Raw genomic sequence first — 18,415 nt, forward strand, 5'->3', positions numbered from 1 at the left:
CACGACGGAGCCGATGAACGGCGGCTGGCCGTACTGCCACGGTCCCAACGCGAACTACAACGAGTGGGACTACGCGACGTCGACGCCGGGCGACTTCTTCGACTGCGAGGCCGGTGCCGTCAACAACTCGACGTGGAACACCGGCCTGGAGGTGCTGCCGCCGGCAACCGCGCCGCAGGTCTACTACGGCGACAAGGCCGGCGACCAGCCCGAGGTGCTCGACCCGCTGACCGAGTGGGGCGGCACCGGTCAGGCCCCGATGGGTGGCCCGATCTACCGCTTCGACGAGAACCTCGACTCGGACGTCAAGTTCCCCGAGTACTGGGACGGGCACCCGCTCATGGCGGAGTTCTCGCAGGACTACGTCGCCGCGTTCGCACTGGACGAGCTGACCTCGGCCGGCGAGGTCACCGCGGTCGAGAACTTCCTGCCGAACGACCACCTGGAGACGGTCAACCAGCCGATCTGGGACAACGTCATGGACATGGAGTTCGGTCCGGACGGCGCCCTGTACGTGCTGGAGTACGGTGACGGCTTCTTCCGCCAGAACCCGGACGCCGGCCTGTACAAGGTCGTCTACGGGTCGTCGAACACCCACCCGCGGGCCTTCATCTCGGCCGGCCCGGTCTCGGGCAGCGCCGCCCCGCTCGAGGTGACCTTCGACGCGTCGGCCTCGACCGACGCCGAGACCCCGGCGAGCGAGCTCGTCTACGACTGGGACTTCGACTCCGACGGCGTCTACGACGCCCAGGGCGTCACCGTCACGCACACGTTCACCGAGCTCGGCCAGTACGACGTCCAGCTGCGCGTCACCGACGCGGGCGGCAACTTCGGCCTCGCGATCCAGCAGATCACGGTCGGCAACACCGCCCCCGTCATCACCCTGGACCAGCCGGACGGCGCCATCTTCACCTGGGGCGACGCCGTCCCGTACACGGTGTCGGTCGAGGACGCCGAGGACGGCGACCAGCCGACGTGCCGCAACATCCAGTACACGTTCGGTCTCGGCCACAACACCCACGCGCACCCCGAGGTGAGCGGGCGGGCCGCGGACACCGCGGACGGGTGCGGGTTCACGATCCAGACCAGCCCCGACGCGGTCGAGCACGGCGAGGGCGAGAAGATCTACGGCACCCTCGTCGTGACCTACACCGACCAGGCGCAGGGCAGCGTCCCGGCCATCCGGGGCGAGGCCACGCACATCCTCAAGCCCGAGGAGCAGCAGGCGGAGTGGTACGACGCCGCCGAGGGCGTCGAGCTCGTGCAGGACGACACGGCGGACGCCGGGTACTACGTCTCCTCGCTCGACGAGGGTGACTCGTTCTCGTACCAGCCGATCGCGTTCACGCACGCCCCGACCGGTGACGCCATCAACGGCGTGACCATGATCGGCCGCGGCGAGGGCACCGTCTCCTTGGGTTGGGTGGGCGCGGACGGCGAGACCGTCGACTCGCTCGCGGAGTTCCGCTTCGCCGGTGACACCTGGAAGGACGTCACCCGCACGCTCACCGAGGTGCCGGAGGGCACGGGGACGCTCGTCGTGACGAGCACCGGTGGTGTGGACGTCGACAACCTGACGTTCGGGCGGAACGTCGTCGTCCCGGCCGACCAGGTGTCGATCCAGCTCTACTCGCTGATCCCGTGGGTCCGGGCGGACGGCCAGGAGGCCGTGCTCGACCGCCTGGGCGAGATCGGGTTCCAGAACGTCGAGCCGTACGGCGGCAACTACGCAGGCCTGACGGCCGAGCAGTTCCGTGCCCAGGCCGACGCAGCGGGGCTGAAGGCGCCGTCGTCGCACTACAACGTGGGCGAGGCCGACTTCGACACGACCCTCGAGTACGTGGGCGAGGTCGGGCAGCAGTACGTGGGCTCGGGCGGCTTCCCCTCCCCGGGGATCGGGACCTACGAGAACACGCTGGCCACCGCCGAGGCGATGAACCGTCTCGGGGAGCGGGCAGTGGACGCCGGCTTCGAGAAGTTCTTCGGCCACAACCACGACCGCGAGTTCACGACGAAGTACATGCACGACGGCGTCGAGATGTCCGCCTGGGAGATCCTCGTGGCGGAGACGAACCCGGAGTACGTGACCTTCGAGGTGGACGTCGCCTGGGCGGCGCACGCCGGGGTCGACGTCGCGGCTCTGCTCGAGCAGCACGGCGACCGGATCGAGCTCCTCCACATCAAGGACGCGACCGGGCTCGGCGGGAGCATCAGGTTCACGAACCTCGGTGACGGGGACGTGCCCCTGCAGGACATCCTGTCCGCCGCGGCCGAGGCCGGCGTCGTGTTCTACGTCATGGAGTACGACCAGGCGCCGGACGGCGAGGACTTCGCCACCACCGGGTTCGAGTACCTCACCGGCCTCCCGGCCGGAGAGCCCGCGCCCGACGTCGCGGTGACCGCGCAGGCACGCTGCCTCGCGGGCAACGCGTACGTGGCGGTCCGCGTCCTCAACGAGGACGAGGTCCCGCTGACGGTCACCCTGGAGACGCCGTACGGCAGCAGGACCTTCGAGAACGTGGCCCCGGGAAAGAACGCGTACCAGTCGTTCAACGCGCGGGCCGACGAGGTCGCTGCCGGCACGGCGACGGTCACGGTGACCGACGCCGAGGGTCGGACGGGCACCACCACGTCCGGGTACGACGCCCTGTCGTGCGGCTGACGCCACCGACGCAGGTCTGACGCACGGCCGAGGCCGGGTGAGGCGGACGTCCGACGCCGCCTCACCCGGCCTCTCGCCGGCTCCGCACGGACGACGGCCCGGGAGACGAGGTCTCGTCTCCCGGGCCTCGCGGTGCGCGTCGGGCCTCAGCCCTCCTTGACCTGGTCGCGGACGTCGGCCGCGGCCTCCTTGCCGTGCTGCCCCACGGACTGCGCCGCGTCCTTCGCGGCGTCGCGGACGGCCTCCGCGCCCTCCTTCGCAGGCTCCTCGAGGTCCTGCACGACCTCCTGCGCCGTGGACTTCACGTCCTCGACGAGCGGAGCGGCCTTCTCCTTGACCCCGACGGCGGCGCGCTGCTCGGTGCGGGTCGAGGGGAGGAGCGAGGCGACGACGAGGCCGACGCCGAACGCGACGAGGCCCACCGCGAGCGGGTTGCCCTGCGTCTGCTCGCGGACCGCGCGCGGCGCGGAGCCGACCGTCTCGGCGACCGAGGACGCGGTGCTGCGCGCCGTGTCGGCGACCGACGACGCCGCCTCGCGGCCGCGCTCGGCGACGCCGTGCGACGAGTCGCGCGCCGAGTCCACCGTGTCGTGCGCGGTGCCCATGACCCGGTCCTTGACGCTCGTCACGCCGGTCCGCACGCGGTCCACCTGGCGCCGCGCGACGTTGCCGGGCTTGACCTTCTCCCCGAGCGCGTCGACGTCGCGGCTCAGCTCGGTCCGCGTGCGTTCGATGTCGGCGCGGATCTCCTCGGGATCGGTGCTGCTCATGAGTTCATCTCCTCGTGTCCTCGGACGGCGTTCGGGATCTTCTTGAGGGTGTCCGTCGTCTCGGGCATGCCCTCGACCGTGCGCAGCTCCTTGCGTCCGCGCGCCGCGAGCACCGCGGCGACGATCGCCCACAGCACCGCGACGACGACGGCCGACCAGCCGCGGCCCATGACGGCGCCGAGCGCCCACCACAGCGCGACGGAGAGGAACAGCAGCACCATGTGCTCTGCGACCCCGGCGCCGGCGAGCATGCCGGCGCCCTTCCCCGCGCGCTGCGCCGACTGCTTCGCCTCCGCCTTGGCGAGCTCGACCTCCTGCCGCATGAGGGTGGACAGGTCACGGCTCACCTCGGCGACGAGCTCGCCGAGGCTCTGCTGCTCACCGGTCCCCGTCGGGCCGGCCGTGCCCGCGGCGGTCGCCGGGGCGGGCGGGGCGCCCGGGTCGGGCCCGCTGCCCGCCGTGTGCCGGGCGGTGTGCGCCGCGGCGAACGGGTCAGGGGTGTACGACATCGGGGCCACCTCCCGGTCGCGCGGCGCCCGTGCCGGGCGTCGTCGGCGGGAACGTCGGCGGTGTCGGGTGTCCCTCCGCCGACGTCGCGACGTCCGGGTCCTGGGCGAGCCGGTCGTTCGCGAGGCCCGGGTACGCCCCGGCGGTCCCGATGTCGGGCTCGCCCCGCGTGCCCGTCGTCCCGGCCGTGCCGGCGCCGCCCGTCCCCGTCTCACCGCCCAGGCCCGTGGTGCCGGTCGAACCCGCGGTCCCGGTGAGGCCCGTGGTGCCGGTCGTGCCGGTGAGCCCCGCGCTGCCGGTCGACGTCCCGACCGGGGCGGCGTGGGCGCCGCGCGTCCCCGTCGTGCCGACGCCGGTCGCGTCGTCCGCGCGGTCCGCACCGGTGTCCGGCGCGTCCTTCATGCCGCGCACGAGGCGTCCGACCAGCAGGCCCGCACCGGCGGCGAGGAGGAGGAACGTGCCCGGACGACGCCGGGCGAAGCTCTCGACCTCGTGCAGCACGGACGACGGCTCGCGGTCCTCGAACCACTGCGCCACCTGCCCGGTGGCGTCCCCGGCGCGTCGGACCAGGTCGGTCGCGTAGCCGGGGTCCTCGGTGCCGTCCGCCATCTGGCGGAGCTCGTCACCGAGGGACCGGAGCCCGCCCGCGAGGCGCTCCTGCTGCGTGCGCGCCTGGTCGGTGAGCTCCGTGCGGGTCTGGTCGACCAGACCGCGTGCGCGGTCCTTCGCCTCGTGCGCGACGTCGCGCGCCTTCTCCTTCGCGTCCTGCGCGACGTCGCGACCCGCGTCGCCCACGTGGGACGCGGCCTCGCTCGCGCGCTCCTTCACCCCGGTCGCGGCGCTGCCGCTGTCCGCGGTTCCCTGCGACGTCCCGACACCCGGCGAACCGGGCCCCGAGCCGTACGGCACGTTCGTCTCGCTCATGGTCGGACTCCCGTCGTCGTCGCCGCGCTGGTGCGGCGTGACTGGCGACGGAGCGCAGGCCGTGCCGGGCTCTCGCTCCGCCGGTACGGCCACCTCCTGGACCACTTCCCACGGTAGGTCGCGGTCGGGCGCACACAACTGGAGAGCACCCCGGCCCGCGGTTGCGAGCGCAGGCACCCTTGCGACGGTGGGAGTGGTCGAGCAGCCGGCCGCCACCGTGCCGGGCGCCGCCCGGCAGCACGGCGCCCCCGGGCGCAGGAGGTTTCCGATCATGGCCACAGGAGAGACCGGGTTCGACGACGTCACGTTCGACCTCATCTCGGTGCAGTACCACTCGCTCAAGGCCGGGCACGACTACGGCCAGTACGTGCGGGACGCACGCAACGCGGGCAAGGAGGAGATCGCCACCTTCTTCGAGAAGGTCATGGCGGAGGACTCCGAGCGGGCCCAGCAGTGCCACCGCTTCCTCGCCCAGCTCACGCAGCACGGGACGTCCGCCACGTCGCCGCAGGGCTCCCAGCAGGGCTGACGCCGCACGGTGCCGCTCGCGAGCAGCGTCTCGGCTCGCGAGCGGAGCCGACCATGGGGACCATGGCGGTGGTGTCGAGCAGGGGCGCCGTCCGCGCGAGCGCGAGGAGCCCCCAGCATGACCTCCACCGCCGTCCCCGCCCAGGTCCCCGACGCCGCACCGGCGTCCCGGACCGCCCCGGCAGCGAGCGACCCCGTCCCCGGCGCCCCCGCGGCGCCGGGAACGGGTCGGCTCCCGCTGCCGCGACCGCGCGGACCGCTCACCGCAGCCCTCCTCGGGGTGCTCGTCGACGGTCCGCCCGCGGCCGACGCGGACGTGCGGCTCCGCCCCGTCCGCGATGCCGTCGGACCCACGCTGGAGGCGGCTGCGTCGCGCGTCCTGCGCGACGACGACGTCCAGCTCGCGCTCGCCGTCCTCTACGAGCTGCACTACCGCGGGGTGCACGGCGTCGACGACGCGTGGGAGTGGGAGCCGGCGCTGCTCGCCGTCCGCGCGAGGCTCGAGGCCCCGTTCGAGGCCGCGGTGCGCGAGCGCGCCGGCCGGCCCGCCTGCACGGAGACGGACGCCGCGGGCGTGGCCCGCCGGCTCTTCGAGCTCGCTGCCGCCGACGACGGCCCGAGCCTGTCGCGCTACGTCGCCAAGCGCGCGGACGCCGAGCAGGCGCGCGAGCTCCTGGCGCTCAAGTCGCTCTACCAGCTCAAGGAGGCCGACCCGCACACGTGGGCAGTGCCCCGGCTCGCCGGGACGCCCAAGGCCGCGCTCGTGGAGATCCAGGCCGACGAGTACGGCGGTGGACGCCCCGGCCGGATGCACGCGGAGCTGTTCGCGCGCGCGATGCGCGGCGTCGGGCTCGACGACACCTATGGGCGCTACGTCGACGCGGCGCCCGCGGTGGCCCTCGCGGCGGTCAACACGATGTCGCTGTTCGGCCTGCACCGCCGGCTGCGGGGCGCGATCGTCGGGCACCTCGCCGCGTTCGAGATGACGTCGTCCGTGCCGAGCCGGCTGTACGGCAACGGGTTCCGGCGCCTGGGCCACGACGCGGACACCACCTGGTACTTCGACGAGCACGTCGAGGCGGACGCGGTCCACGAGCAGATCGCGGCGCGCGACCTGGCCGGCCGCCTCGTCGAGCAGGAGCCCGCGCTGCGCGACGACGTCCTCCTGGGCGCGGCGGCCTGCCTCGCCGTCGAGGGCGACGTCGCGGCGCACGCGCTCGAACGCTGGCAGGCGGGGGAGTCGGCGCTGCGCGCGCCGCTCGAGCCCGTCGTGGCGAGCCCGACGACGGGGGAACCCGCCGAGGACGGTGACCGCCCGCGTGCCTGACGTGACCTACGTGCTCCCGCTGCGCCGCGACCGGTTCGACGAGCGCGCGACGGCGGAGCTGTCGCGGTACCTGGCGGACCTCTCGGCCCGGACCGAGATCGTCGTGGCCGACGGCTCGCCCGCCCCGGTCCGCGCGCGCCACGCGGCGTCGTGGCCCGACGCGGCCCGGACGATCGCCGTCCCCGCGCCGCCGCCCGGGTGCAACGGCAAGGTCGTCGGCGTGGTCGCCGCGCTGGCCACGGTGTCCACAGCCGTCGTCGTCCTCGCGGACGACGACGTGCGGTGGGACGCCGCGACGCTCGACCGGGCGCTCGCGGCGCTCGACGACGCCGACGTCGTCGTGCCGCAGAACGTGTTTCGCCCGGCGCCGTGGCACGCGCGCTGGGACACCGCGCGCTCGCTCGTGAACCGGGCGCGCGGCCACGACTGGGCGGGCACGGTCGTGCTGCGGCGCGACGCGCTGGGACCCGAGGGGTACGACGCCCGGGTGCTGTTCGAGAACCTGGAGCTCGAGCGCACCGCGCTCGTCCGGGGCGGACGCGTCGTGCACCGCCCCGACCTCTTCGTGGACCGTCGGCCGCCGACGGTCCGCACCTTCCTGGAGCAGCGGGTGCGGCAGGCGTACGACTCGTCCGCCCAGCCCGCGCGGCTCGCCGGGGAGCTCGCGCTCGCCCCGGTCCTCGCCGCGTGCGTCGCCGGGGCGGCGCGCTCCGACGGCGCCCGGCGCGCGGCGTGGGCGGTGACGGTCGTGGCCGTGCTGGGGAGCTCGGCCCTCCTCGCCGAGGTGGGGCGGCGCGCCGCGGGGGGAGCCGCCGTCTGGCCGCCGACGGCCGCCCTGTGGGCGCCCGCGTGGCTGCTGGAGCGCGCGGTGTGCGCGTGGGTCGCCCTCGGGTGGTGGGTGCGCGGCGGAGTGCCCTACCGCGGGACGCGGATCCGTCGCGCCGCCCACTCGCTGGCGGAGCTGCGCGGCGCGAGCGGGGAGGCGTCGCGGTGACGGGAGAGCCGCAAGAACACGCGGAGGAGGTCGTCGTGACGGCCTGCCCCGACGGCCCGCTGCTCGTGCGCGGCCCGGCCCGCCTCGTCGACCAGGAGGGGAACGAGATCGAGCGGCACCGCGCGACCGTCGCGCTGTGCCGGTGCGGCGGCAGCGCGATCCCGCCGTGGTGCGACGGGACGCACAAGGTCAACGGCTACCGCAGCGGGGACGACGACGGCCGCTCCACGGCGAGCGAGGCCGGGACGGGCGCGTAGAACCAGCCGTGGAACGCGGCCCGTGCGGGCTGCGGCAGCACGCGCGCGGCGGCCAGCATCACGCCGCCCTGGACGCCCGTGACCACCTCGGGCCGACCGTGGAGGAGCGCGTCCACCGCGCGCCGCGCCACGGCGGCAGGTCGGGGCTTGGGCAGCCGGCCGACGTGGGTGCGCTCCATGCCCGCCTCGCGGAAGAACGGCGTGCGCGTCGGGCCCGGCAGGAGCGCCGTGACCGTGACGCCCGTCCCGGCGAGCTCGCCCCGCAGCGACCACGCGAACGAGCGCAGGAACGCCTTCGAGGCGGCGTAGGCAGCGAAGTGCGGGGCGGGCATCTCTCCGGCGACGGACGACGTGACGAGGATCCGGCCGCGCGCTTCCGCCAGGAGGTCCGGCAGCATCAGGTGGGTCAGGTGCGCCACCGAGCGCACGTTGACGTCGAGGAGCCGCAGCTGGTCTTCGAGCGGGGTGCGCGCGAACGCGCCGTGCACGCCGACCCCCGCGTTGAGCACGACGGTCGAGACGCCGAGCTCGCGCGCGCGACGGGCGGTCGCCTCGACCCCGCGGGGTGTCGCCAGGTCGACCGTGAGCCCCTCGTGCGCGCCGCCGTGCGCGGAGAGGTCGCGCACCGTGGGCTCGACGTCCCGGTCCGCGACCACGAGCACGTCGTTCCCCCGGCGCGCGAGCTCGACCGCGAGCGCGCGCCCGATCCCGCTGGTCGCGCCGGTCACGAGGGCGGCGCCGCGGTCCGCCGGCGGCCGCGCGGGGCGGGACGGTCGTCCGGCGGTCACGGCAGGTCCGGGGCGTCGTCGTCGCCGAGCGCGACCTCCGCGGGCGGCTCCCGCAGCGCCTGGGCGAGGTGCCCGCCGAGGAACGCGCTCGCGCCGGCGACGGCGTAGCCGAGCATCGAGACCGCGACCCCGGACCGGTGCCGCCCGCCGCGGCGCAGGAGCCACGACGTCCCGTAGAGCAGCGAGACACCCGTGTTGAGGGCCGCGTGCACGGCGCCGACGCGGCGGGCGCGCCGGTCGACGTCGAGGTAGTCGGCGAGCCCGGTGAGGGCCGTCGGCGCGACGGTCAGCAGGCCGAGCCCGACGAGCCGCTGCGCCGCCGGGGCGCTCCGCTCGCCCCCGACGAGGTCGAGCACGGCGGCGCCGGTCCACAGACCGACGGGGACGTCGGTGAGGGTCGCGTGGAGCGCGTGGCCCAGCGAGCGGCCGTGCAGCTCCTCGCGCAGGCGGCCGTGGGAGGGGACGACGGCGAGCGCGACGCCACGGACCGTGCTCGAGAGGTCGTCGAGCGCGGTCGCGTCCTCGAGCCGCCGCGCGAGGCGCAGGAGGACGGGGGAGTCCGCGGCGTCGCGGGTGGCTGTGCTGCGCGGATCGGACATGGGCGCCCCTCGGGTCGTCGCGCTCCCGTTCTCGAAGCCCGGTCTCGACCGTAGGCGCGATCGCTCGCGCTCGCGCGCGAGCGTCCCGGACGCACGTCGCCCCCGTCCTGGCGGGGCCGGGACGAGGGCGGTCGTCGCGGGGCAGGCGTGCGGCGGGCTTCTTCACCGGCTGCCGTGCGACGGGAACCACGCTAGGTTCTCGGGCCGCACGTCGCCCTCCGGCGGCGGGTGAAGTTCCGAGGGGCGCGTGCACTGGCTCGCCCTGCGCTCCGCGCTCGCGGGGGCTAGGGTCGTCGCTCCGGGTCAGGACGTGGCTCGCGACCGTCTCGTCGACGAGGCAGACCTCCATGAGCACCGACCGCACCGACCACGACCAGAACCGCGTCCGCGCGCTGCCGGACGACGGCCCCCTCGGCGAGTACCGCTACGACCTCGTGCGCGAGGAGTGGTGGTGGTCCCCGGACATGTTCGCGCTCCACGGGTTCGCGCCCGGCGAGGTGGTGCCGACGACGGCCCTCGCCCTCGCGCACAAGCACCCCGACGACCTCGACCGCGCGACGCACGTGTTCGAGGCGGCGACGACGGGCGGCACCTCGTTCTCCCTGCCGCACCGGATCGTCTCCGCGAGCGGGAGCGAGCGCACCGTCGTCGCCACCTGTCGGGTGCGCCGTGATCCGTCGACGGGCGCGGTCGTGGAGCTCAGCGGCTGGGCGGCCGACGTCACCGCGTACGTCGGCAGCCGCGCGGCGGAGGAGGCCGGCGCGCAGATCCGTGCTGCGGCGCAGACCCGCGGGACGATCGAGCAGGCCAAGGGCATGATCATGCTCGCGGTCGGGGTGGGCGCCGACGAGGCGTTCGCGCTGCTGCGCCGCACCTCGAACGACCGCAACGTCCCGGTGCGCACGCTCGCCGCGCTCGTCGTGCGCGCGGGGGAGGCGGCTCCCGCCGACGCCCGGGACGCGATCGTCGCGGTGCTGGGCGCCCCGGGTCCCGGCACGCGGGTCGCCTGAGCGCCGCTCGGCCGGTCGCGGCTCTCCCCAGATGCGACCGGGTCCCGGCCGCCCCACGCTGGAGGGACGCTCGACGCGTCGAGAACGGGGCGCGTGCCGTGGTCCTCCCGCGCACGCCGTGCGGAGAGGGCCGACCTCCCCGAGGGAGAGACCATGTTCTTCCACCGTCAAGAGCTCCAGCACCAGGCCACCCCGGACCGCCCGGACGCCGTCTACGCCCGCAAGCTCCAGGAGGTGCTGGGCGGGCAGTACGGCGAGATCACCGTCGCGATGCAATACGGCTTCCAGTCCTGGAACGCCCACCTCCCCGGCAAGTACCGCGACCTGCTCTACGGCATCGGCGCGGAGGAGTTCGGGCACGTCGAGATGCTGGCGACGATGATCGCGCAGCTCCTGGAGAAGGCGCCCGTCGGCCTGGTCGAGGGTGCCGTGCAGGACGACCCGACCGTGGCCGCGATCGTCGGCGGCACGGACCCGCAGCAGGCGATCGTGGCGGGCGCGGGCGCCCGCCCGGTCGACTCGAACGGGAACCCGTGGTCGGCGGGATACGTGACGGCGAGCGGCAACCTGCTCGCCGACTTCACGGCGAACGCGAACGCCGAGATGCAGGGCCGGCTCCAGGTCGCCCGGCTCTACCACATGACCGACGACGCGGGCGTCAAGGACCTCCTCGCGTTCCTGCTCGCGCGCGACACGATGCACCAGAACCAGTGGCTCGCCGCCGCGCAGGAGCTGCGCGACGAGGGTGTCGAGGAGCTGCCCGTGCCCAGCACGTTCCCGCTCTCGAAGGAGGACCGCGACGTGGCGTACCAGTACATCAACTTCTCCGACGGCGAGCACGCGTCCGAGGGACGCTGGGCGAGCGGCCCGACGCCGGACGGCAAGGGCGAGTTCACCTACGTCGCCGAGCCCCCGGCGGGCGTGCCGATGCCGCCGCCCACGACGCCCGACGAGCGGTTCCACGGCACGACGGGCAAGCCGTCGACGCTCGAGAAGGCCAAGGGTGCCGTCAAGGACGCCCTGCACAAGGACTGAGAGGAGTCCGTCATGACCGCCGCATCCGCACCCCGGAGCGTCGCGCGGGACCGCCCCGCGCGGGGCGCTCATCAGTACCTGGCCCTCGTCATCGGTGTCGTCTACCTGCTCGTGGGCGTCGTCGGTTTCGCGATCACGGGATTCGACGGGTGGACCGTGCACGACCACTCGCAGACGCTCCTCGTCTTTGCGATCAACCCGCTGCACAACGTGGTCCATCTCGTCATCGGCCTGCTCGGCGTGCTCCTGTGGAGCCGGTCGGCCAGTGCCCGGACGTACGGCTGGATCCTCGCGATCGGCTACGGGGCGGCGTTCGTCTACGGGTTGATCGTGGTCAACGACGCTGAGGCCAACGTCCTCAACATCAACGGCGCGGACAACGTGCTGCACGCGGTGAGCGCGGCCGCCGGCCTCGCGATCGCCCTGTGGCCCGCGCGCCACGAGACCGGACCGGCGACGCCGACCACCCGGACGGGCGCATGACCGACACGCCGGTCGACCTCACGGCGAGCGAGACCGGGCGCGTCCTGCGGGACGTGCTCGGTCCGCTCGTCGCGCAGGGCGCCATCGTGCGCCGACCCCGCGCGACCGCGTGGGCAGAGCGGCGCCAGGTGGACCGCACGGCCCGCCGCTTGCTGGACCGTCTGCGCTCCCGGTACCACGGGGCGCCGCTCGTGCTCCGGCTCGGTGCACGTCGGCTCGTCCTGGCCACCAGGCCCGAGCACGTCGAGCGGATCCTCGCCGGGTCGCCCGAGCCGTTCACCCCGGCGTCGTGGGAGAAGCGGGGCGCCCTCGCGCACTTCCAGCCCGACGGCGTCCTCATCTCGTCGCTCGACGCGCGACGAGAGCGACGCCCGTACAACGAGGCGGTGCTCGACATGTCCGAGCCCGTCCACGACGACGGCGGCGCGTTCGTGGCCGCGGTCGAGCGAGAGACGCGCGACCTCGTCGCCGCCGTCGAGGAGTCCGGACGGCTCGACTGGGACGCGTTCGCCGCGTCCTGGTGGCGCGTGGTGCGGACGGTGGTCCTCGGCCGCGCCGCCCGGGACGACGAGCGGCTCGTCGCGATGCTCGACGCGCTGCGGCGAGACGGGAACTGGTCCTGGTTCCGGCCGCGCCGCCCGTGGCTCCGGGCGGCCCTGGAACGACGGATCGCCGAGCACGTCGCCGTGGCCGAGCCGGGGACGCTCGCCGCGCGGGGTCGCGACGCGGGCGGTGCGGACGCGGTGCGTCGGCAGATCCCGCACTGGCTCTTCGCGTTCGACGCCGCGGGCGCCGCGACCTTCCGGGCGCTGGCCGTGGCCTCGGCGCGGCCCGCCGTGCGCGAGCGGCTGCTCGCCGAGCGGGCGACCGCCGGGCCGGGCCCGGCCGTGCTGCCGTTCGCGCGCGGGTGCGTGCTCGAGTCGGTCCGTCTCTGGCCGACGACGCTCGCGATCCTGCGCGACGCGACGTCGCCGGTGCGCTGGGGCGCGCGCGTCCTCCCGGCGGGGACCGGGTTCGTCGTCCTGAGCGCCTGGTTCCACCGGGACGCGGACCGTCTCCCGTTCGCCGACGCGTTCACCCCCGAAGCGTGGCTCGACGGCCGGGCCGACGCCGACTGGGGGCTCGTCCCCTTCAGCGGCGGCCCCGTGTCGTGCCCGGGCCGCAACGTCGTGCTCCTGCTGGCGTCGCACACGCTCGCGCGCCTCGCGCGCCTCGACCTCGCCGTCGGGCGGGGTCGCTACCTCGCGCAGGACCCGCTCCCGCCGACGATGGATCACCTGGGCCTGCGGTTCGGGCTGCGCGGCGGGACTGCTCGGAGCGACGCGGAGCTGCCTGCCTCCGCGGCGGCGTAGGCGGTCGCACGACGAGGGCCCGGGTGCGCTGCACCCGGGCCCTCGTCCTGCCGAGCGTCAGGAGTCGCCGGACGCCTCGCCGCCGGTGCGCGGGTTGACGTTCCCGGGCTCGGAGTCGGGGTCGGTGTCGTCGTCCGACCCCGAGCCGCTCGCCTGGCGCCCCTCGCGAGGGTTGAGCGACCGGGGGTCGGCGTCGGGGTCCTCGGCGGGGTCGTAGCCGCGCTCGTCGTTCTCGCTCATGTCGGCCTCCTCGGTCGGTGCTCGATGCTCGGGCCGCGCCCGGGCGGCGCGGTCCTGCCACCGTCGCACGCCGCCGCGACGCTCGCAGGCCCCCGGGGTGCCTGCACCGCCGGGCGCTCGTAACCTGGCGGGGACGGAGGCGGTCCCGGGTGGGCGGACGCCGTCACGGCGAGTCGAGAAAGGGGCCGACCGGCACGCAGCCACGCTTGTCAGGAGGTCCCGATGTCCCAGGAGACGAGCGCGCTCGACGCCTTGCCCCGCCTGCGGAGCCTTGCGGAGGTCGCCGAGCTCGTCGCGGTCGTGCACCCCCTCTACGTGCGGTTCAGCGGCGGACCCGACCAGGACCGGTCGACCGTGAGCCGCGATCACGAGAGCGGCTGCCTGCTGCCGGGACTGAGCGTCAACCCGATGAACCCCGAGCCGTGGTGGGACCGCCCCGTCGAGCACTGGGTCGCGCGCCAGCTCTGCCAGTACGCCCACCTCATGACGCCCGAGCGCTTCCCGTGGCTGCTCACGGGCGAGGTCGTGGGGCGCGGGCCCGACTGCGAGCCCCTCCTCGTGGACGTCGTGCCCGCGGCGTCGGTGGACCCGCTGGTGGTCGAGGAGGCCGGACGCCTCTACAGCGCGGTGTTCGACGCGGGCGACGACGGGACGTGACGCGAGCCCTCACGTGCCCTGCTCGTCCTCGGACGGCTCCGATACGACGAGCGCGCGCAGCAGCTGCTCCGCGACCTCGCGCGGGCTCACGTTCCGGTGCCGCGAGGCCGAGTCGATGATGCGGCGTGCCTCGTCGGCGGAGCACTGGTTCGTCTGCATGATCGCGCCGACGGCGCGCTCCGTGGCGACGGCGTCCGACATGTCACGGTAGAAGCCCGCGGTCGAGTCCTCGAGCTCCGCGAGCTCGAGGCGCAGCCGCACCGCCGAGGCGACCAGCTGGGCGAACGAGTCGGCTGCGGTGAGGAGCTCGGCGGTCCACGGGTCGGGGGTGCGGGAGTAGAGGTTGAGCGCGACGGCGACGTCGTCCGCGACGGCCGCCGGGACGGCCGCGGCGGAGACGTAGCCCTCCGCACGGGCCTGCCGCGACCACTGCTCCCAGTGCGCGGCCTCCTCCACCGAGACGACGAGCCGCGAGCCGGCGTCCATCGCGTCGACGCACGGACCCGCGTCGTCCAGCACCTCGGCCTGGTCGCACCGCGCTGCGGCGTCGCTGCTGCTGCCGGCCCGCACGCTGACGCCGGCCTGGCGCATCGTGACGCTGACCTCGAGGCCGTGATCGAGGATCGTCGCGGCGCGCACCGCGAACTCCTGCGGAAAGCTGGCGATGCCCATGGCGCGCGCCCCTTTCTGAGGGTCGTCCTCGCGTCGTCGCGAGGACTTTTCACGCTACGTCGCGAGGCGTGAGCACGCGCGCACTCGCGCCCCGACCGTGAGCGGTTGCCAGTGCCGGGCACAGGACTAGCGTCGCCTCATGGTGACCGTCGCACGAGCCGTCGGATGCCCCCCGGACGCGGTGCTCGGCGTGCTCGCGGACGGGTGGTCGTACTCGACGTGGGTCGTCGGGACGGCGCGGATCCGCGCCGTCGACGACACCTGGCCCGCGCCCGGGTCGCGGATCCTCCACTCGGTCGGGCTCTGGCCCGCGCTGCTCGACGACGAGACCGTCGTGCGCGCGTGGGAGCCCGGCCGCGGGATCGACCTGCAGGCGCGGGGCTGGCCCGCCGGGGAGGCGCGCGTCCGGATCGAGGTGGCGCCCACCGCGGACGGGTGCGTCGTCCGCATCGCCGAGGACGCGGAGAAGGGACCGGGGAAGCTCGTCCCGCGGCCCGTGCGCAGCGCGGTGATCGGCCCGCGCAACGTCGAGACGCTGCGCCGGCTCGCGTTCCTGGCCGAGCGCCGGAACCCCTAGCGGGTCCTGCGCCCGGGGCATGTCGACGGTCAGGCGGTCGATCGCCCGCCGGGCGGGGTCAGGGATCGCGCAGGAGGCGCGCCCACGCGGTCCGCACGAGCGCGCGCCGGAGCGCCCCGCGTGCGCCCGCGGCGGCGAGCGCGGCGCGCGCCGCGTTCCACCCGCACGCTCCGTGCACGCCGCCGCCCGGGTGGGCGGACGCGCTCGCCAGGTAGAGCGACACGACCGGCGTCTCCGGCCGGCCGAGGCCGGGGGTCGGCCGTAGGAACAGCTCCTGGTGCACGGCGGACGTCCCGCCGTTGACGGCCCCGCCTGCGAGGTTGGCGTCGGCGGCCTCGAGATCGGCGGGGGTCTGCACGAACCGGCCCACCACGGCGTCGGCGAACCCGGGTGCGGCGCGTTCGACCGTGTTCTCCACGCGCCGCACCTCCTCCGTGACCGCCTCGCGCGTCCAGCGCACACCGTGCGGTACGTGCGTGTACGCCCAGGCCGACTCGGTCCCGGCGGGGGAGCGCGACGGGTCCGAGGTCGTCATCTGGCCGAGCACGAGGAAGGGCCGCTCGGGGACGTGGCCGCGGGAGAGCGCCGCCGCGACGTCGACGAACCCCGCCCGGTCGACCCCGAGGTGCACCGTCCCGGCCGACCGGGCGCCTGGCGCGGTCCAGGGGATCGGCCGGTCGAGCGCCCAGCTCACCTTGACCGTGGGGTGGTCCCACTGGAACCGGCCGAGGTCGCGCACGAGGCGCGGTGGCAGCAGGTCGGCGCCCACGAGGTCGAGGTAGAGCGCGGGAGCGCTGACATCGGCGACCACGGCGTGGCGGGCGCGCACGTGCCGGCCGTCTGCCGTGCTGACGCCGACCGCCCGGCCGCGCACCACGTGGACCCGGTCGACGCGCGCGCCCGTGACGACGTCGCCGCCCCGGGCCCGGAGCCGCGCGACCAGCGCGTCCGGGAGGTGCCCGGCGCCGCCGGTCGGGACGGGGAAGCCGACGTCCTGTCCGAGCATGGCGAGCAGCCAGCCGAAGACGCCGCTGCCGGCGGCGTCGGGCGGGACGTCGGCGTGCATCGCGTTGCCGGTGAGGAGCAGGCCGCCCCCCTCGCCGCGGAACGACTCGTCGGCGAGGCGGCGCACGGGCAGCACGGCGAGGCGCGCGAGGTCGAGCGTCCCTGCCGCCCCCAGGCGGCGCAGCACGCGCAGCACCGGCCCGGCGGCCGGGAGCGGGCTGAAGAGCGCGTCCAGGAGCGGCTCGCGCACCCGGTCCCAGCCCGCGACGAGCTCGAGCCACGCGTCGCCGTCTCCGGCCGCGAACTCCTCCAGACCCGCGGCGGTGTCTACGGGGCGCTCGCGCAGGACCGCGGCGCGCCCGTCGTCGAGCACGTGGGCCAGGGCGTCCGGCGCGCGCGACCACGACAGCCCGTGGTCCTCCAGGTGCAGCCCTCGGACGACGGGCGACCCGGCGGCGAGCGGGTAGAACGCGCTGAAGAGGTCCGTCTCGTAGCCTGGCGCCGCGACCTCGGCGGAGCGGACCGCGCCGCCGTACGTCTCCTGGGCCTCCAGGACGAGGACGTCCCAGCCGGCGTCCGCCAGCGCGTTCGCGGCGACGAGGCCGTTGGGCCCCGCGCCGACGACGACCGCGTCGACGGCGGTCAGGCCCACGGGTCGAGCACGACCTTGATGCAGCCGTCCTCCTTGCGCTGGAACGTGCGGTACGCGTCGGGCGCCGACTCGAGCGGCAGCCGGTGCGTGCGCAGGTCCAGCACGCCGAGCGGGTCGGAGGCGTCGGCGGCGAGGGGCAGGACGTCGTCGGTCCACCGCCGTACGTTCGCCTGGCCCATGCGCAGCGTCACCTGCTTGTCGAACAGCTGCATCATCGGCAGGGGGTCCTTGGCGCCGCCGTAGACGCCCGAGATCGACACCGTGCCGCCGCGGCGGACGAGATCGAACGCGGTGTAGAGGGCCGCGAGGCGGTCGGTCGCCGCGCGCTCGGTGAGCGGCGCCGCGATCGCGTCGGGCAGGACGCCGACGACCTTCTGCGTGGCCTCGGCGAGAGGGGAGCCGTGCGCCTCCATGCCGACCGCGTCGATCACGGAGTCGGCGCCGCGACCGGACGTGAGGTCGCGCACCGCCGCGGCGAGGTCGTCGACGGCGGACGGGTCGAGGGTCTCGACGCCGTGCCGCTCCGCCATCGCGCGCCGCTCCGGGACGAGGTCGACGCCCACGACGCGGGACGCCCCGCGGTGGAGCGCGATCCGGGCGGACATCTGCCCGACGGGACCGAGGCCGAGGACCACGACCGCGCCGCCCTGCGGGACGTCGGCGTACTCGACCGCCTGCCACGCGGTCGGCAGGACGTCCGACAGGTAGAGGTAGCGCTCGTCCGGCGACCCGTCGTCGGGCACGACGACGGGCCCGTACTGGGCCTGCGGCACGCGCAGGTACTGGGCCTGGCCGCCGGGGACCTGGCCGTAGAGCTTGGTGTACCCGAAGAGCGCGGCGCCCTTGTCCTGCGAGCGGACCTGCGTCGTCTCGCACTGCGTCTGGAGGCCGCGCTCGCACATCCAGCAGTGCCCGCACGCGATGTTGAACGGGATCACGACGCGGTCGCCGACCCGGAGGTTCCCGGCCTCCGGCCCCACCTCCTCGACGACGCCCATCGCCTCGTGGCCGAGGACGTCGCCCGCGTCGAGGAACATCCCGAGCACCCCGTACAGGTGCAGGTCGGAGCCGCAGATCGCGGTCGACGTGACGCGGACGACCGCGTCCGTGGGCTGCTCGATCCGGGGGTCCGGCACGTCCTCGACGCTCACCTTCTCGCGTCCCTGCCAGGTCAGTGCTCGCATGGCTCGTCGTCCTTCCGTGGTCGTCGTGCCGACCGCGGCGGCGTCAGCACGCCTGAGACGCCACCGTGCCCGACGGCGTCGGCGGGACTCTGCACCGACCTCGTCAGTGAAGCACCGGCCTGCCCCGCTCACACCCCGGGCCGCCGCGGCCGAGGCGACGTGCGGGTGCGGGGACGACGCGCGATCCTCGTG

The 18,415-nt window shown here is 75.1% G+C and carries 20 protein-coding genes; 11 read left to right on the forward strand and 9 right to left on the reverse strand.

The genetic code is table 11. The annotated features are described in order from the left end of the window. A partial coding sequence (locus AC6CH9_RS03650; RefSeq protein ID WP_498153710.1) for a PKD domain-containing protein occupies positions 1 to 2,662 on the forward strand: 2,662 nt, incomplete at its 5' end. 146 nt (positions 2,663 to 2,808) lie between these two features. Here the strand turns inward: AC6CH9_RS03650 and AC6CH9_RS03655 are convergent. From AC6CH9_RS03655 to AC6CH9_RS03665, 3 genes are read right to left on the reverse strand one after another with little or no spacing between them, the layout of a single operon-like run. After that, positions 2,809 to 3,432, reverse strand: coding sequence for a DUF3618 domain-containing protein (locus AC6CH9_RS03655; protein WP_498153711.1), 624 nt, complete (start codon positions 3,430 to 3,432; stop codon positions 2,809 to 2,811). After that, positions 3,429 to 3,941, reverse strand: a complete 513-nt coding sequence (locus tag AC6CH9_RS03660) for a phage holin family protein (RefSeq protein ID WP_498153712.1) — start codon at positions 3,939 to 3,941, stop codon at positions 3,429 to 3,431. Before AC6CH9_RS03660 ends, AC6CH9_RS03655 begins: the two co-directional genes overlap by 4 nt. Beyond that, positions 3,925 to 4,863 (reverse strand): hypothetical protein, encoded by a 939-nt coding sequence (locus AC6CH9_RS03665; protein WP_498153713.1) that lies wholly within the window; start codon positions 4,861 to 4,863, stop codon positions 3,925 to 3,927. The genes AC6CH9_RS03660 and AC6CH9_RS03665 overlap by 17 nt, the downstream gene beginning before the upstream one ends. A gap of 271 nt (positions 4,864 to 5,134) precedes the next feature. On the opposite strand from AC6CH9_RS03665, the gene AC6CH9_RS03670 reads away from it, so the two are divergent. The 4 genes from AC6CH9_RS03670 to AC6CH9_RS03685 all read left to right on the forward strand — a co-directional run bounded on the left by AC6CH9_RS03670 (position 5,135) and on the right by AC6CH9_RS03685 (position 7,969). Further along, positions 5,135 to 5,392 carry an acyl carrier protein gene (locus tag AC6CH9_RS03670; RefSeq protein ID WP_498153714.1) on the forward strand — a complete coding sequence of 86 codons (258 nt, stop codon included), beginning with the start codon at positions 5,135 to 5,137 and terminating at the stop codon, positions 5,390 to 5,392. Between the two features lie 117 nt (positions 5,393 to 5,509). Next, positions 5,510 to 6,718 (forward strand): iron-containing redox enzyme family protein, encoded by a 1,209-nt coding sequence (locus AC6CH9_RS03675; RefSeq protein WP_498153715.1) that lies wholly within the window; start codon positions 5,510 to 5,512, stop codon positions 6,716 to 6,718. Beyond that, the gene (locus tag AC6CH9_RS03680; RefSeq protein ID WP_498153716.1) at positions 6,711 to 7,712 is read left to right on the forward strand and encodes a glycosyltransferase family 2 protein; all 1,002 of its coding nucleotides are present in this window, start codon (positions 6,711 to 6,713) and stop codon (positions 7,710 to 7,712) included. Before AC6CH9_RS03675 ends, AC6CH9_RS03680 begins: the two co-directional genes overlap by 8 nt. Beyond that, a complete protein-coding gene (locus tag AC6CH9_RS03685) occupies positions 7,709 to 7,969 on the forward strand; it encodes a CDGSH iron-sulfur domain-containing protein (RefSeq protein ID WP_498153717.1) in 261 nt (86 codons plus the stop codon). The genes AC6CH9_RS03680 and AC6CH9_RS03685 overlap by 4 nt, the downstream gene beginning before the upstream one ends. On the opposite strand, the gene AC6CH9_RS03690 is transcribed toward AC6CH9_RS03685, so the two are convergent. After that, positions 7,909 to 8,757, reverse strand: coding sequence for an SDR family NAD(P)-dependent oxidoreductase (locus AC6CH9_RS03690; RefSeq protein WP_498153718.1), 849 nt, complete (start codon positions 8,755 to 8,757; stop codon positions 7,909 to 7,911). The genes AC6CH9_RS03685 and AC6CH9_RS03690 overlap by 61 nt on opposite strands. Further along, on the reverse strand, positions 8,754 to 9,356 hold the full coding sequence (locus AC6CH9_RS03695) for a DUF2231 domain-containing protein (protein WP_498153719.1): 603 nt from the start codon (positions 9,354 to 9,356) through the stop codon (positions 8,754 to 8,756). The genes AC6CH9_RS03690 and AC6CH9_RS03695 overlap by 4 nt, the downstream gene beginning before the upstream one ends. A gap of 347 nt (positions 9,357 to 9,703) precedes the next feature. Here AC6CH9_RS03695 and AC6CH9_RS03700 point away from each other — a divergent pair, with 347 nt between their 5' ends. The 4 genes from AC6CH9_RS03700 to AC6CH9_RS03715 all read left to right on the forward strand — a co-directional run bounded on the left by AC6CH9_RS03700 (position 9,704) and on the right by AC6CH9_RS03715 (position 13,236). Next, positions 9,704 to 10,366 carry a PAS and ANTAR domain-containing protein gene (locus AC6CH9_RS03700; protein ID WP_498153720.1) on the forward strand — a complete coding sequence of 221 codons (663 nt, stop codon included), beginning with the start codon at positions 9,704 to 9,706 and terminating at the stop codon, positions 10,364 to 10,366. Between the two features lie 153 nt (positions 10,367 to 10,519). Beyond that, on the forward strand, positions 10,520 to 11,401 hold the full coding sequence (locus AC6CH9_RS03705) for a manganese catalase (RefSeq protein WP_471698513.1): 882 nt from the start codon (positions 10,520 to 10,522) through the stop codon (positions 11,399 to 11,401). 12 nt (positions 11,402 to 11,413) lie between these two features. Then, complete coding sequence (locus tag AC6CH9_RS03710) at positions 11,414 to 11,884, forward strand: DUF4383 domain-containing protein (protein ID WP_498153721.1); 471 nt, start codon at positions 11,414 to 11,416, stop codon at positions 11,882 to 11,884. After that, positions 11,881 to 13,236, forward strand: coding sequence for a cytochrome P450 (locus AC6CH9_RS03715; RefSeq protein WP_498153722.1), 1,356 nt, complete (start codon positions 11,881 to 11,883; stop codon positions 13,234 to 13,236). The genes AC6CH9_RS03710 and AC6CH9_RS03715 overlap by 4 nt, the downstream gene beginning before the upstream one ends. 57 nt (positions 13,237 to 13,293) lie before the next feature. Here the strand turns inward: AC6CH9_RS03715 and AC6CH9_RS03720 are convergent, their stop codons facing one another. Continuing rightward, positions 13,294 to 13,476, reverse strand: coding sequence for a hypothetical protein (locus tag AC6CH9_RS03720; protein WP_498153723.1), 183 nt, complete (start codon positions 13,474 to 13,476; stop codon positions 13,294 to 13,296). A gap of 222 nt (positions 13,477 to 13,698) precedes the next feature. On the opposite strand from AC6CH9_RS03720, the gene AC6CH9_RS03725 reads away from it, so the two are divergent. Beyond that, positions 13,699 to 14,133 carry a DUF6098 family protein gene (locus tag AC6CH9_RS03725; RefSeq protein WP_498153724.1) on the forward strand — a complete coding sequence of 145 codons (435 nt, stop codon included), beginning with the start codon at positions 13,699 to 13,701 and terminating at the stop codon, positions 14,131 to 14,133. Between the two features lie 9 nt (positions 14,134 to 14,142). On the opposite strand, the gene AC6CH9_RS03730 is transcribed toward AC6CH9_RS03725, so the two are convergent. Beyond that, a complete protein-coding gene (locus tag AC6CH9_RS03730) occupies positions 14,143 to 14,805 on the reverse strand; it encodes an ANTAR domain-containing protein (protein ID WP_498153725.1) in 663 nt (220 codons plus the stop codon). 139 nt (positions 14,806 to 14,944) lie between these two features. Here AC6CH9_RS03730 and AC6CH9_RS03735 point away from each other — a divergent pair, with 139 nt between their 5' ends. Beyond that, positions 14,945 to 15,382: an SRPBCC family protein gene (locus tag AC6CH9_RS03735; RefSeq protein WP_498153726.1), complete on the forward strand. Its 438-nt coding sequence runs from the start codon at positions 14,945 to 14,947 to the stop codon at positions 15,380 to 15,382. A 58-nt stretch (positions 15,383 to 15,440) separates the two neighbouring features. On the opposite strand, the gene AC6CH9_RS03740 is transcribed toward AC6CH9_RS03735, so the two are convergent. Together AC6CH9_RS03740 and AC6CH9_RS03745 are read right to left on the reverse strand one after the other, a co-directional pair. After that, the gene (locus AC6CH9_RS03740) at positions 15,441 to 17,039 is read right to left on the reverse strand and encodes a phytoene desaturase family protein (protein WP_498153727.1); all 1,599 of its coding nucleotides are present in this window, start codon (positions 17,037 to 17,039) and stop codon (positions 15,441 to 15,443) included. Further along, the gene (locus tag AC6CH9_RS03745; RefSeq protein ID WP_498153728.1) at positions 17,030 to 18,223 is read right to left on the reverse strand and encodes a zinc-dependent alcohol dehydrogenase; all 1,194 of its coding nucleotides are present in this window, start codon (positions 18,221 to 18,223) and stop codon (positions 17,030 to 17,032) included. The genes AC6CH9_RS03740 and AC6CH9_RS03745 overlap by 10 nt, the downstream gene beginning before the upstream one ends. Positions 18,224 to 18,415 lie beyond the last annotated feature (192 nt).

This window comes from Cellulosimicrobium sp. GQ32 (assembly GCF_059758455.1).

Bases quoted from the DNA above. Each gene is read 5' to 3' on its own strand.
- AC6CH9_RS03655 (WP_498153711.1), bottom strand. From the start codon at position 3,432: ATGAGCAGCACCGATCCCGAGGAGATCCGCGCCGACATCGAACGCACG.
- AC6CH9_RS03660 (WP_498153712.1), bottom strand. From the start codon at position 3,941: ATGTCGTACACCCCTGACCCGTTCGCCGCGGCGCACACCGCCCGGCAC.
- AC6CH9_RS03665 (WP_498153713.1), bottom strand. From the start codon at position 4,863: ATGAGCGAGACGAACGTGCCGTACGGCTCGGGGCCCGGTTCGCCGGGT.
- AC6CH9_RS03670 (WP_498153714.1), top strand. From the start codon at position 5,135: ATGGCCACAGGAGAGACCGGGTTCGACGACGTCACGTTCGACCTCATC.
- AC6CH9_RS03675 (WP_498153715.1), top strand. From the start codon at position 5,510: ATGACCTCCACCGCCGTCCCCGCCCAGGTCCCCGACGCCGCACCGGCG.
- AC6CH9_RS03695 (WP_498153719.1), bottom strand. From the start codon at position 9,356: ATGTCCGATCCGCGCAGCACAGCCACCCGCGACGCCGCGGACTCCCCC.
- AC6CH9_RS03700 (WP_498153720.1), top strand. From the start codon at position 9,704: ATGAGCACCGACCGCACCGACCACGACCAGAACCGCGTCCGCGCGCTG.
- AC6CH9_RS03705 (WP_471698513.1), top strand. From the start codon at position 10,520: ATGTTCTTCCACCGTCAAGAGCTCCAGCACCAGGCCACCCCGGACCGC.
- AC6CH9_RS03710 (WP_498153721.1), top strand. From the start codon at position 11,414: ATGACCGCCGCATCCGCACCCCGGAGCGTCGCGCGGGACCGCCCCGCG.
- AC6CH9_RS03715 (WP_498153722.1), top strand. From the start codon at position 11,881: ATGACCGACACGCCGGTCGACCTCACGGCGAGCGAGACCGGGCGCGTC.
- AC6CH9_RS03720 (WP_498153723.1), bottom strand. From the start codon at position 13,476: ATGAGCGAGAACGACGAGCGCGGCTACGACCCCGCCGAGGACCCCGAC.
- AC6CH9_RS03725 (WP_498153724.1), top strand. From the start codon at position 13,699: ATGTCCCAGGAGACGAGCGCGCTCGACGCCTTGCCCCGCCTGCGGAGC.
- AC6CH9_RS03730 (WP_498153725.1), bottom strand. From the start codon at position 14,805: ATGGGCATCGCCAGCTTTCCGCAGGAGTTCGCGGTGCGCGCCGCGACG.
- AC6CH9_RS03735 (WP_498153726.1), top strand. From the start codon at position 14,945: ATGGTGACCGTCGCACGAGCCGTCGGATGCCCCCCGGACGCGGTGCTC.
- AC6CH9_RS03745 (WP_498153728.1), bottom strand. From the start codon at position 18,223: ATGCGAGCACTGACCTGGCAGGGACGCGAGAAGGTGAGCGTCGAGGAC.